9 protein-coding genes and 1 pseudogene are annotated in these 11,729 nt (G+C 63.2%); 6 read left to right on the forward strand and 4 right to left on the reverse strand.

What is annotated here, in order from left to right:
• Positions 1-275, forward strand: a pseudogene (locus AAFX91_RS32825) (hypothetical protein); the annotation flags it as partial.
• A 52-nt stretch (positions 276-327) separates the two neighbouring features.
• Here AAFX91_RS32825 and AAFX91_RS32830 read toward each other — a convergent pair.
• Positions 328-1,266 carry a ring-cleaving dioxygenase gene (locus tag AAFX91_RS32830; protein WP_394569341.1) on the reverse strand — a complete coding sequence of 313 codons (939 nt, stop codon included), beginning with the start codon at positions 1,264-1,266 and terminating at the stop codon, positions 328-330.
• A 125-nt stretch (positions 1,267-1,391) separates the two neighbouring features.
• Here AAFX91_RS32830 and AAFX91_RS32835 point away from each other — a divergent pair, with 125 nt between their 5' ends.
• Both AAFX91_RS32835 and AAFX91_RS32840 read left to right on the forward strand, forming a co-directional pair.
• Entirely contained in the window at positions 1,392-2,297 is a 906-nt protein-coding gene (locus AAFX91_RS32835; protein ID WP_282532057.1) for a LysR family transcriptional regulator, read from the forward strand.
• Position 2,298: 1 nt separating this feature from the next.
• Positions 2,299-3,567 carry an adenylate/guanylate cyclase domain-containing protein gene (locus AAFX91_RS32840; protein WP_394569342.1) on the forward strand — a complete coding sequence of 423 codons (1,269 nt, stop codon included), beginning with the start codon at positions 2,299-2,301 and terminating at the stop codon, positions 3,565-3,567.
• Positions 3,568-3,646: 79 nt separating this feature from the next.
• Here the strand turns inward: AAFX91_RS32840 and AAFX91_RS32845 are convergent, their stop codons facing one another.
• The 3 genes from AAFX91_RS32845 to AAFX91_RS32855 are packed head-to-tail and all read right to left on the reverse strand — an operon-like array spanning position 3,647 to position 7,209.
• Positions 3,647-4,771 carry an alkene reductase gene (locus AAFX91_RS32845; RefSeq protein ID WP_282532059.1) on the reverse strand — a complete coding sequence of 375 codons (1,125 nt, stop codon included), beginning with the start codon at positions 4,769-4,771 and terminating at the stop codon, positions 3,647-3,649.
• Positions 4,772-4,811: 40 nt separating this feature from the next.
• Positions 4,812-5,960: an FAD-dependent monooxygenase gene (locus AAFX91_RS32850; protein WP_394569343.1), complete on the reverse strand. Its 1,149-nt coding sequence runs from the start codon at positions 5,958-5,960 to the stop codon at positions 4,812-4,814.
• 40 nt (positions 5,961-6,000) lie between these two features.
• Complete coding sequence (locus tag AAFX91_RS32855; protein WP_394569344.1) at positions 6,001-7,209, reverse strand: MFS transporter; 1,209 nt, start codon at positions 7,207-7,209, stop codon at positions 6,001-6,003.
• Positions 7,210-7,593: 384 nt separating this feature from the next.
• On the opposite strand from AAFX91_RS32855, the gene AAFX91_RS32860 reads away from it, so the two are divergent.
• The 3 genes from AAFX91_RS32860 to AAFX91_RS32870 are packed head-to-tail and all read left to right on the forward strand — an operon-like array spanning position 7,594 to position 11,652.
• On the forward strand, positions 7,594-8,898 hold the full coding sequence (locus AAFX91_RS32860) for a c-type cytochrome (protein ID WP_394569345.1): 1,305 nt from the start codon (positions 7,594-7,596) through the stop codon (positions 8,896-8,898).
• Positions 8,899-8,938: 40 nt separating this feature from the next.
• Complete coding sequence (locus tag AAFX91_RS32865) at positions 8,939-9,427, forward strand: (2Fe-2S)-binding protein (protein WP_394569346.1); 489 nt, start codon at positions 8,939-8,941, stop codon at positions 9,425-9,427.
• Positions 9,424-11,652 carry a molybdopterin cofactor-binding domain-containing protein gene (locus tag AAFX91_RS32870; RefSeq protein WP_394569347.1) on the forward strand — a complete coding sequence of 743 codons (2,229 nt, stop codon included), beginning with the start codon at positions 9,424-9,426 and terminating at the stop codon, positions 11,650-11,652. The genes AAFX91_RS32865 and AAFX91_RS32870 overlap by 4 nt, the downstream gene beginning before the upstream one ends.
• The last annotated feature ends 77 nt before the right edge of the window (positions 11,653-11,729 follow it).

The following is an 11,729-nucleotide window of genomic DNA, read 5'->3' on the forward strand; positions in this document are numbered from 1 at the left end:
ACACCGATCCGATTCGGTATCGCCGCCCCAATCCTGACGGTCAGTTCTCCGGTAACATCCTTGGTGAGGCAATGCGCGTGCTACGGGGCGCGCCGGTCTCGGTGTTGACCGCGGCCAAGCCGCGTCTCGGCAAGATGGCGGCAAGCGTAGCTGCCTTCGCGCTGGGGTGCGCTGCCGGCGCATGCCTCTACGCGAAGCTTGGTACGTGGTGCTTCGTCCTCCCACCGCTGATCGCTTTGCCGGCCGTGTTCCTGGCGCCCGCCGAGCCGAAGTGACGCCGCGAGAATGGATCGGCGAGACGACGGCGGGTGAACGGAGAGTTCGCAGTCATGACACGGCTCGTTGAAGTTTGGGCAGGACGTCCTCGATCTCGTGGCGGTGCGGCTCGAGGACGCTCGGCAGTTTCAGATCGCGGCCGAGCGTCGCTACGGGCTCGTCGACCGCGAATCCCGGAATGTCGGTCGCGATCTCGAACAGGACGCCGCCCGGCTCCCGGAAGTAGATCGAGCGGAAATAAATGCGGTCCTTCTGCTCGGTGGGATGCAGCCCATGATTGCTGATGAGCTTCTGGGCCATGGCTTCCTGTTCGGAGTCGTCCTTCGCGCGGAACGCGATGTGGTGCACGGAGCCGCGGCCCTGGCTGCCGCGCAAAAAACCCTTCGCTTCATAGATATGGACGACATTTCCCCGTACGTCGCCGGGCGCCTTGAAGCGCGTCCCGCATCCCTCCCGTGCGGTCTCGCTGAAGCCGAAAACGTCGGTCAGGATCTTTGCGGTCTTGGTCCGATCCTCGAGCAGGAGCGTGACGCCCTGGAAGCCGTGGATCGCATGCTCTGCCGGCACCTCGCCGTTGCTCCATGGAGCTTCGTCCTCGGCGCCGGCGACGCCGACGAGTGCCAGCGCCATGCCGTCCGGATCGGAGAACGCGAGCATGGACTCGCCGAAGCGCTTCTCGATCGCCTCGAACTTGATGCCCTTCTCGAGGAAGCGCTGCGTCCAATAGCTCAGCGAGCGCTGGGGCACGCGGAAAGTCGTCTGATGGATTTCGCCGACACCTCGGCGGCCTGCAGGAGCTGCTGCCCAGGGGAAGAAGGTGAGGATCGAGCCCGGCCGGCCAGTCTCGTCGCCGTAGCAGAAATGGTAGGTGGCCGGATCGTCGAAATTGACGGTCTTCTTGACCAAGCGCAGGCCGAGATTCCGGGTGTAGAAGCGAAAGTTCTTCTGCGGGTCGCCGGCGATGGCGGTGACGTGATGGATGCCTGACATCTTGCCTCCGGGTTCGAAAGAGCCGCTCGGGCTCTGGCGACACATATCGAATGGCTTTGATGCGAGAACAATCCATGCTTTCATGACGCTACTGTTTACGAATTGGCGACAATCGGGGTTGAACGATGGACAAGGTGGCCAGCCTAAAGGCCTTCGTGAAAGTGGTGGAAACCGGCAGTTTCTCGGAGGCGGGCCGCCAGCTACGCCTGTCCAGGTCGGCGATCAGCAAGTACGTCGGCGATCTCGAGGAAAACCTCGGTGTGCAGCTCCTCAATCGGACCACGCGGCATGCGAGCCCGAACGAGAACGGTCAGCTCTATTTCGAACGCGCGCTCGTCATCCTTTCCGAGATGGATGCCGCCGACCAGGCCGTCACGCATTTGCAGTCGGCCCCACGCGGACTTCTGCGCATCAATGCGCCGATGTCCTTCGGCACCATAAAGCTGGGCCCGGCGCTCGCCGACTTCATGCTCAAATATCCGGAAATGCAGCTCCAACTCGTGCTGAGCGACGACCTCGTCGATCCCGTCCAGGACGGTTTCGACGTGACCCTTCGTATCGCCGAGCTCGAATCCTCCAGCCTGATCGCGCGGAAGATCACGCCTATGCCGAGGGTGATCTGCGCATCGCCGGACTATCTCGAGAAGCACGGCATGCCATCGCACCCGCGGGACCTTCGCGATCACATCTCCCTGACGTACGGCTTCCTGCTCACCGGCAACCAGTGGAAGCTGACTGGTGCCGACGGAGAGCACTGGATCCAACCCGCCTGGTCCCTGTGCGTAAACAACGCCGAGGTGCTACGCGACGTCGCCGTCAAGGGAAGGGGAGTGGCGTTGTTACCCGAGTTCATCGCCGGTGAGGCGCTGAAGAGGAAGCAACTGCAGGCGATCTTGAAGGGCTTCTCGGCGCCGCCACTTACGCTGTATGCGATCTACCCGCCGACACGACACCTGTCGGTGAAAGTCAGGCTTTTCATCGATTTCCTCGTCGAACGCTTCGGGCGCGAACTCGATGCCCGAGGAAGTTGAAATGGCTTCCAAGACTTCCGATCCATCGCCTCGGATATATCCCCCGTCGGTCTCGTTCGTGCGAAGAGCCGGCCCGATCGCGGTCGCTGCCGGCAGCGCGGACAGCTTCGCCGAGACCGAAACCTGGCTACTGGAAGAGGCCTCCGCCGAGCGGCAGATGATCGACCTCCTGGTTAAGCTGATCCGTCGAATGAAGGTGGCTGGCTCTTCGGTCGATCGACTTACCCTGCACATCGGCACGCTTCACCCCCAGCTTGTCGGTTTCGCGTGGGTCTGGAACGCCGACGATGGCTTCTGCGACGAGGTGCGGGTCGCTGACGCGACTGTCGATTCCGATGCCTACAGACTCAATCCGCTGCAGCGTATCGTCGAGACCGGCGAGACGATACGACGAGCGCCGAACGAGAGGTCGGCGCAGGACGAATTTCCGCTCATGATCGAGCTCGCGGCCGCCGGCATGACCGACTACGTTGCGATTCCCTTGTCGGGTCTGGACACACGTAACGTGATCACCGTCGCGACAAAAGCTAGCGGCGGCTTCGCCGGGGCGGAAATAGATTCATTGACCCGGCTCTTCAAACTATTCGCCTTGCATGTGCAACGGCACAGCGAGTTGAAGATCTCCGAAAACGCGTTGGCAGCCTACCTTGGTTGCGGCGCCGCTGCCAAGGTGCTCGAAGGCGCAATCAAGCGCGGTGCAGGAGACTCGATCCGCGCCGTGATTTGGGTCTCGGACCTGAGGAATTTCACGCAGATGTCGGACGTTCTGGCCCCGGCCGACATGCTGGTGCTGCTGAACGCCTACTTCGAAGCGATGGCGAGCGCCGTGGCCGCTCACGGCGGCGAAATTCTCAAGTTCATCGGTGACGGCATGCTCGCCGTCTTTCCGGTGAAGATCGGCGTCGCCGAAGCGTCGCGCGCGGCCGTCTCGGCGGCGAGGGAGGCAATTGCCAGACTCGAAGCTTCTAATCGGAAAATCCGGGTCGCGTCCGACGCCGAAGGCCACCCCTTGCTACGCGCGGGCATCGTCCTTCACGAAGGTGAGGTCTTTTTCGGCAACATCGGCGCCCCGGATCGCCTGGACTTCACGGTCATCGGCGCAGCCGTCAACGAGGCTTGCCGCGTGGAAGCGCTCACCAAGACGATAGGCCGGGACCTGCTCATGACGGAAGCCGTCGCCCGACACGTTCCCCATGATGTCGAGTATCTCGGTGAGCACCAGTTGCGAGGAATCTCCGCCCGGATGTCCGTGTACGGAATGGCGGGATGACGACTTCATTGGTCCGGCCGCTGCTCGTCAGCAGAAGGAGCCTCCATGGCTGCCGTCGACCTCCTCGGTTCTGCCAGCACTAAGCTCGCGTAGCGGTCTCTCTGCTGACGGTCTTGAGGCTCGGATAGTCGAGATATCCGGAATCCGAACCGCCATATATCCCGAACGGTTGCGGTGAGTTGTAGGGGCCGCCGGCTCGAATCCGCGCCGGAAGGTCCGGATTGGCGAGAAAGAGACGACCGAAAGCAACCGCGTCCGCCTCGCCGGAGTTGACGATCCGGGCGGCGCGCTCGGGGGTGATACCTGCGTTGACGATGAGCGGGCCGCGATAGTGTGCGCGGAATATCGGAAGCATCCTTTCGTAGTCAGGCGCCCCGGTCCAGGCGTTGGTGTCGGCGAGGTGCAGGTATGCAAGTCCGGCAGTCTCCAGCCATTGCGCGAGTGGCCCATAGGTCTCCTCCGGTTTCGGGTCCCGCGTGCTGTTGTAATCGGCGAAGGGTGATAGCCGCAGTCCTATCCGCGAACGCGGTATGACATCGGAAATCGCCGAGACAATTTCCTGAAGCAGCCGAAACCGTCCTTCGACACTCCCGCCATAGTCGTCGGTTCGCAGATTGATGGCCGGGGACAAGAACTGATGTATCAAATAGCCGTTGGCGCCGTGGATCTCGACGCCATCGAATCCTGCGCGAACGGCGTTAGCGGCCGCGAGCCTGAATTCGTTCACGACGCCTTGAATCTCTCCGAGAGTTATCGCGCGCGACGGCGTAGCGGTGATCCGCACATATGCGCCGTTGGCAAGGAGCGCCCACACCTGCAGCCGATCCAGATCGTCGTTCACGCCCGACGGAGACGGCGGTTGCTTGTCGGACAGCAGGCCACGCGCACTCGCGCGTCCGGCGTGCCAGAGCTGCGCGACAACGCGCCCCCCTTCTTTGTGGATACGACCGACGACCGCTTTCCATCCCTCGGTCTGTTCGTCGGTCCACAGACCGGGCGTCCGGTCGAACGCGAGGGACATCGGTCCCACGTTGACGCCTTCGGTAATGATGAGGCCGGCGCTCGCGCGCGCGGCGTAGTATTCCGACGCCGAGGGATTGATGATGCCCCGCTCGTCGGCGCGCGAGCGCGTCATCGGGGCCATGACTATCCTGTTGGCGAGATCGAGATCGCCCAGGGTCGTCGGATGAAAGAGATCTGCCATATTTCACATTCCTTCGAGTTTCGGATCCTGGTCGATCGGGCTAGTCGGTGCTTCTTTCGCGCGACCAGCGATTTCCCAGCGCAAGACCGTATTGGTAGAGAGCGCTCCCGTATTCGAGCTGCAGCCGCTCGGTGGACTGGAGCGCGACGTCGACGTTCGCGCGCGCCGACTTCAGAGCGCGTGCGAGAACGGAGGCCTCGTAGGCCGCCTTGGCGGTTCCCCCCGCGGTGTGGGGGCGTGCGACGAACGCTGCGTCGCCGGCCAGCAGGATTCGACCGAACAGAGTCTTCGGCACCGTCACGTCGAGGATCGTCTGGAGGAAAGGATCGCGCGTTTCCGAGATTAGTGCGGCCATCTTCGGATGAAGCTCGCGCAAGGCACGCGCCTTCAGCGCGGCAACGGTGCTCTGCGGCGTCGTACCTCGCGGAAGCGAGGATCGATGCCGTACGCCGTTCCTGTCGGTCAGCACGTTCGCGAGGTCGGCGAGAGCGACATGCACATACCAGACCCAATTGAGGCGCCGCGATCCGGTCGTGACGGCGCCGTCTTTTCCAGGGATGAAATACGCAAGCATGTGGCCGCCGCTGCGGGCCTCGGAGAAAGTGAAAAGGTCGTCGAAGAAGGACAGAAGATCGGGAGGCACGTCGCTTTCATCCAGCGTGCCCCTCCAGGCAACGTAGCCGGCATATCCCGCCTCGACGTCGGGTAGCATTGCTCGCCTCGTTGCGGAGCCCGAACCGTCGGCGGCTACGAACAGATCGCTTTCGACCACGGTGCCGTCGCCGAGGGTCGCCGAGACCTTGGAGCCGGCCTGGATCACGGTCGTCACCTCGGAGCCCGCGCGATAGCATTCATCCGGAACGGCGGCCCGCAGCGCTGCGTGGATGGCTTCCCAGGAGGTGAATTCCTGCGGCATCTCCTGCAGGACGCCGTCTCCGCCGTTGTGATCGAGATATCGCCTCCCGCGGCAGGACGTGAAGGGGAGTGGGCGTACGCCATTTTCCGCGAAAAATCGGGTCAGTTCGCGTTGGACAACGATCCCGGCTCCTCGGGCCATCATCGGGCCGGGCACGCGTTCATGAACCCTTATGGTCGCGCCGAGCCTTCGAAGCGCAATGGCGTTGCAAAGCCCGGCAATCGACCCGCCGCTGATCGTAACCGTGAAGTCATGATCGGCATGCCAACTCATCCGCCACTCCCGATTTGCAGCTTCGAATGGGTCCGTCACGTCAGTGGCGCGATGCCTTGCCGGGTCGGAACGAAAGCGTCGGTAGCTGCAGGAGCAGACCCGCTGTCGCAAGCGCGGCCCCGTAGCCGCAGACGCCGAGCCAGGACAGATGCGCGTATGCCCAACTTGCCCCGAGCGATCCGAGTGAACCGCCGACGAACATTGCCGTCATGAACACGGTGTTCAGCCTGCTCCGTGCCTCCGGACGGAGCGCGAAGATCAGGTGCTGATTTGAAACCAGCGCAGCGTTCACGCCGACGTCGAGCAACACCACCCCGACGACCAATCCCGCGATGACGTCCCAGCCCGCGAAGACGACCCAGGAGGAAAGCGATACGGCGGCCGCGATCACAATGACCAGGTGCGGACCCCGCGTGTCGGCCACTCGACCTGCGAGAGGCGCAGCGAGGATGCCCGACGCACCGATGACGCCGAACAGGCCGGCGATTTCCGGTCCGAGTCCGAAGGCGGCTTCCTGAAGGTGCAGGGACAGGACGGTCCAGAAGGCGATGAATGAGGCGAACAGCATCGCTTGCGTTGCCGCCGCCAGTCGAAGCGCCGGTTCCTCGACGAGCAGGTGAACGAGCGAACGCAGCGCGGCAGGGTATCCGATGCTTTGCGTCACATGGTGGCGCGGCAGGATCAAACGGACCAGTACGGCAGCGCCGAGCGCCAACGGGACGCCGAGCCAGAACATCTCGCGCCATCCAAAATGCGATCCGACGAACCCGGCTATCGTGCGGCTGAGGAGAATGCCACCCAAGATTCCACTCACGACCGTTCCAACTGCGGCGCCCCTTGTGCGGTCATCGGCAAGCGTCGCGGCGAATGGGACGATCTGTTGGGCCACGGTGGCTGCGACGCCCAGCACGAGCGATGCCGCGATCAACGCGAGCGTGGACGGAGCGACGGCGGCGAATGCTAGAGCCGCCGCTAGAGCGACGAATTGCACGGCGATGAGACGCCGTCTCTCGACAAGGTCGCCCAAGGGAACCAACAAGAGGAGACCAACCGCGTAACCGAATTGTGTGGCTGTGGGTATGAGACCGATTGTCGAGGAGTTCGGGTAGTTTGCCTCGATCAGGCCGAGCAGAGGCTGGTTGTAGTAGATGTTTGCGACCGCGATCCCGGCGCAAACCGCCATGGCGAACGTGCGCGCGCGGGTGAGTTCGGGGACCTGTTGGTCCGTCGCAATCGTTGACGTTGACATGGCGGCAAATCCTCGTTTCGTCGGCACGCAGTCTCGGTTCCGCGCGCCCGACACTTGACCTCGAGCACGATCGAGAGTTAATTATCAATCGATAAATAACAAGGGATCGTCAAAGATGGATGGCTCCTATGTGCCGATGGCTGCGTCGGCACGTGGCCGCAATGGTCTTGGCGATAGCCGCCTTGTCCGCGCGCTCGCTTTTCAGGCGGAAGAGTGTTCGTTCGATCCTTACGCTGCGGACGCGCGAGCGTATTGGATTCCGTGCGCACGCTTTGGATTGGCTCGTCGAGCCGTGATCGGGACATTGTGCAAGTCCCGCATGAAACTGAAAAGATGGCGCCAGTACCGGCCTGATATCGCGATCGCATCTCGGAGGGGAGGGCGATGAATCTCAGGTCCGTTCTGCTTGCACTGCTTGCCATTGGAGTGATCGGCGGGACGGTGTCACTTTTTTGTGCGTTGGAATCGCCAATTCCGCCCGTCGATGCGCGGTCGCTAGGCGAGCCGGATCGTGGAGCGGTGCGCCGCGGAGCCAGTCTTGCTCTCCTTGGAGACTGTGCCACATGTCATACCGCACCCGGCGGACTCCCATACGCCGGAGGGCTTGCGATGCCGACGCCCTTCGGAACGATCTACTCCACCAATATCACACCCGATCCGGAGACGGGCATCGGGCGCTGGTCGGAGCAGGCCTTCATTCGTGCTTTGCGGTCCGGCGTGGATCGTGAAGGTCGCCACCTCTACCCGGCTTTTCCGTACGACCATTTCACGCGCGTATCGGACGACGACGCGAAGGCGTTGTACGCCTTCTTCATGTCGATCGATCCGGTCAAATCATCGGCGCCGCCCAACGAGCTTCCGTTTCCTCTCAACGTTCGTCTGACGCTGGCCGGCTGGAAGCTTCTCTTCCTTCGTCAGGCGCGGTTCGTCGCGGACCCATCGAAGGATGAGAGGTGGAATAGAGGGAAGTATCTGGTGGAGGGACTCGGCCACTGCGGCGCCTGCCATTCCCCCCGAAATCTCCTCGGTGCGGAAAAGACGTCGGCCGGTTTCGCAGGAGGCGAAGCCGAAGGTTGGCGCGCCTATGCGCTCGGTCGAAGCTCACGATCGCCGGTCGCATGGGACGAAGCCGCCCTGGCGGACTATCTCGCGCGCGGCTGGCACGCTTTGCATGGGACCGCTCAAGGACCCATGGCGAACGTGGCCAACAACCTCTCGCAGGTCGACCCCGCGGACGTAAGGGCAATGGCCCATTATCTTGTCTCTCTCGGCAAAGGCGAGGGGCGGAATGATGTGGAGAGGACTCGTTCTGGTCCGGGACGCTTGCCGCAGGCCGGCGGCGCTCAGGCGGCGACGCCCTCCATCCCATCAGAGCCGGGCGGCGCGATCTATGCCACCGTCTGCGCGTCGTGCCACGATGCCGACAGACCCTTGCCGCTAGGCGGCTCGAGACTCGATCTCTCCACAGCGGTTATGGACGAGGTGCCCACCAACCTGGTCAATCTGGTGGTGCGGGGAATACCGGCGGCTAGCGGCGCTTCCGCACGTCCTATCATGCCCGGTTTCGGTGATGTCCTAGACGACCGGCAGATCTCCGATCTTGCCAACTATTTGCGTACCCGGTTTGCCGGAAAGCGGCAGTGGGACGGGTTTGCGAAAGCGGTCGCGAAAGCAAGAGGTGGCCGGTGAGTCGGACCGAACAAGGACTTAGGAGGCTCGGTAAAGCAACATGACAACTTTGATCGTCAACGGCGAGCGCCGATCCATCGAGGCGAGCCCTGACACTCCGCTGCTCTACGTTCTCAGGGACGAACTCGGTCTGAACGGCGCGAAATACGGTTGCGGGCTCGGGCAATGCGGCGCCTGCACGGTCATCGTCGATGGCAAGGCCGTCTTCTCCTGTGTAACGCCGGTGATGGTGTTGGAGGGACGGACGGTCACCACGTTGGAAGGAATCGGGAGCCAGGACGCGCTTGGCCCGATGCAGCGCGCCTTCATCACCGAGCAGGCCGCACAATGCGGCTACTGTATTCCCGGCATGATGATGCGTGCTCATGCGTTGCTGAATCGCGATCCGCACGCCACCGATGAGTCGATCAGAGCGGAGCTGCAGCCTCATCTTTGTCGATGCGGCACGCACATGCGAATCTTGCGTGCGATCCGGCGCGCCGCAGAAGAGATGCGGCCGAAGACGGCCGACGCGAGGACGGAACGATGACGCATGCTGTCTCTCGGCGCAGCGTTCTGGCCGGCGCCGGTGCGCTCATCGTCGCCTTCCGGTTTTCCGGGGCGTATGCACAGACCGAAACCGGCACGGGTGCAGGACCCTCGAAGCACGGTTTGCCGGGAAGCCTCGACGACAACCCGAGAATCGACGCCTGGATTCGCATCGACGCGTCGGGCGCCGCGACGATCCTCACCGGCAAGGCCGAACTCGGACAGGGCCTCAAGACCGCGCTTCTTCAGGTCGCGGCAGAGGAACTCAAGTTGCCGCTCGATCGGCTCTCGCTGGTCACGGCCGACACCGCGCGGACGCCCAATGAAGGCTACACGGCTGCCAGCCACTCGATGCAGGACTCCGGCACCGCGATTCGGAATGCGGCGGCGCAAGCGCGCGAACTGCTCCGGGACGAAGCGGCCCGCAGATTCGGCGTACCCGCCAGCTCGCTGCAGGTACGCGACGGCGAGGTGTTTGGTGCTGACGGCGTGCGGCTTGGTTACGGCGAATTGGTGAGCGATCAACTGCTGTCGGTCGACGCTAAGCCGATCTCGCGCTTGACCTCGCCGGCAGACTTCACCGTGATGGACCGACCCGTGCCAAGGGTCGATATTCCCGCCAAAGTGAACGGTGGGGCTGCCTACGTCCAGGATCTACGTCCAGAGGGGATGCTGCACGGTCGCGTCGTTCGCCCGCCGAGTTACGGCGCCACGTTGCGGGACTGCGATGTCGCGCGGGTCGAGCGGATGAGCGGCATCGTCAAGGTCGTGCGGGACGGCAATTTCCTCGGCGTAATTGCGGAACGCGAATGGGCCGCAGTGCAGGGAATGCGAACTCTCGCGGCCACGACGAATTGGATCGAACGGCAGGAGCTGCCGGACGAGGTGGATTTGCCGGCCGCGCTGATGAAATTGCCTTCGCGCGACACCACGATTCACGACACGGGAAATCCCGGCGGGCCGGGAATCCTGGTCGAGGGGACCTTCAGCAGACCTTATCTTACGCATGGATCGATTGGGCCGTCGTGCGCGGTTGCGCAGTTCCAGGACGGAAAGCTCACGGTTTGGACCCATACCCAGGGCGTGTTTTTCCTTCGCGATGCGATCGCCGGCATGCTGCGGATGCCCACCGAGAACGTGCGCTGCATCCATGCGGAAGGTGCCGGCTGCTATGGCCACAACGGCGCCGACGACGTCGCGGCCGACGCGGCGATGCTGGCTTTGGCAGCACCCGGTCGGCCGGTCAGGGTCCAACTGATGCGTGAACAGGAGCACGCGTGGGATCCGTTCGGGCCCGGCATGGTGGTCAAGCTGAACGCGGCGGTCGGCGCGGACGGCGCGATTGCTGATTGGCACCACGAAGTGTGGAGCCAGTCGCACATGATGCGACCCGGGCCGCCGGGCACGCTGATCGCGGCCCGACTGAAGTCGGACGCTTTCCCGCCCGCGCCACCCGTAGCCCTTGCGCAGCCCGAAGGTGGCGGCGACCGGAACGCAATCCCGCTCTACGCGATCGCGAACTGCAAGGTGATCAGCCACTTCCTGCCCGACATGCCCTTGCGCGGCTCTTCGATGCGCTCCTTGGGCGGTTATCTAAACGTCCTCTCGATCGAAAGCGTCCTCGACGAATTGGCGGTTCGTTCGGGTCAGGATTCCGTGGCGTTTTGGCTTCGGCACATCGAAGATCCACGCGCGCGCGATGTCATCGAGAAAGCGGCCTCGCGTTTTGGGTGGACCGCACGGGCCAAGTCCTCGGAAGGCTCCGGGTTCGGGTTCGGCTTTGCGCGCTACAAGAATCTCGAGGCCTGGTGCGCGGTGGCCGTCGAGATCGAGCTTTCCCGGCTAAACGGTGTCATTCGTGTCCGTCGCATCGTGGCGGCGGTGGATACGGGGCAGATCGTGAATCCGGATGGCGTCCGCAATCAAATCGAAGGTGGCATCCTGCAGGCGATGAGCTGGACGCTCTTCGAGCGGGTGACGTTCGACCGTACTCGCGTCACATCGGTGGACTGGTCGGCCTATCCGATTATGCGGTTCGATCGCGTCCCCGAGTCGGTCGAAGTCCATCTGGTGGATCGGCCGGGCGACGCCTTCTATGGCGTCGCCGAGGCTGCGCAAGGGCCGACGGGAGCAGCCCTTGCCAACGCAATCAGGGATGCGACAGGCGTCCGCTTCCACGATCTTCCCATTACGTCGGCGCGCATAAAAAGAGCGATAGGGCCGTGATCGGCTAGGCCGTGTGGACAGTTACCTTATCCAGAGCAGAGTGGCGGCAATGGCGACGACGGCGAAGTAGTTTCGCG

The sequence above is a fragment of the Bradyrhizobium sp. 31Argb genome (assembly GCF_043638955.1).
In the GTDB taxonomy this organism is placed as follows: Bacteria; Pseudomonadota; Alphaproteobacteria; order Rhizobiales; family Xanthobacteraceae; genus Bradyrhizobium.

Bases quoted from the DNA above. Each gene is read 5' to 3' on its own strand.
- AAFX91_RS32830 (WP_394569341.1), bottom strand. From the start codon at position 1,266: ATGTCAGGCATCCATCACGTCACCGCCATCGCCGGCGACCCGCAGAAG.
- AAFX91_RS32835 (WP_282532057.1), top strand. From the start codon at position 1,392: ATGGACAAGGTGGCCAGCCTAAAGGCCTTCGTGAAAGTGGTGGAAACC.
- AAFX91_RS32840 (WP_394569342.1), top strand. From the start codon at position 2,299: ATGGCTTCCAAGACTTCCGATCCATCGCCTCGGATATATCCCCCGTCG.
- AAFX91_RS32845 (WP_282532059.1), bottom strand. From the start codon at position 4,771: ATGGCAGATCTCTTTCATCCGACGACCCTGGGCGATCTCGATCTCGCC.
- AAFX91_RS32850 (WP_394569343.1), bottom strand. From the start codon at position 5,960: ATGAGTTGGCATGCCGATCATGACTTCACGGTTACGATCAGCGGCGGG.
- AAFX91_RS32855 (WP_394569344.1), bottom strand. From the start codon at position 7,209: ATGTCAACGTCAACGATTGCGACGGACCAACAGGTCCCCGAACTCACC.
- AAFX91_RS32860 (WP_394569345.1), top strand. From the start codon at position 7,594: ATGAATCTCAGGTCCGTTCTGCTTGCACTGCTTGCCATTGGAGTGATC.
- AAFX91_RS32865 (WP_394569346.1), top strand. From the start codon at position 8,939: ATGACAACTTTGATCGTCAACGGCGAGCGCCGATCCATCGAGGCGAGC.
- AAFX91_RS32870 (WP_394569347.1), top strand. From the start codon at position 9,424: ATGACGCATGCTGTCTCTCGGCGCAGCGTTCTGGCCGGCGCCGGTGCG.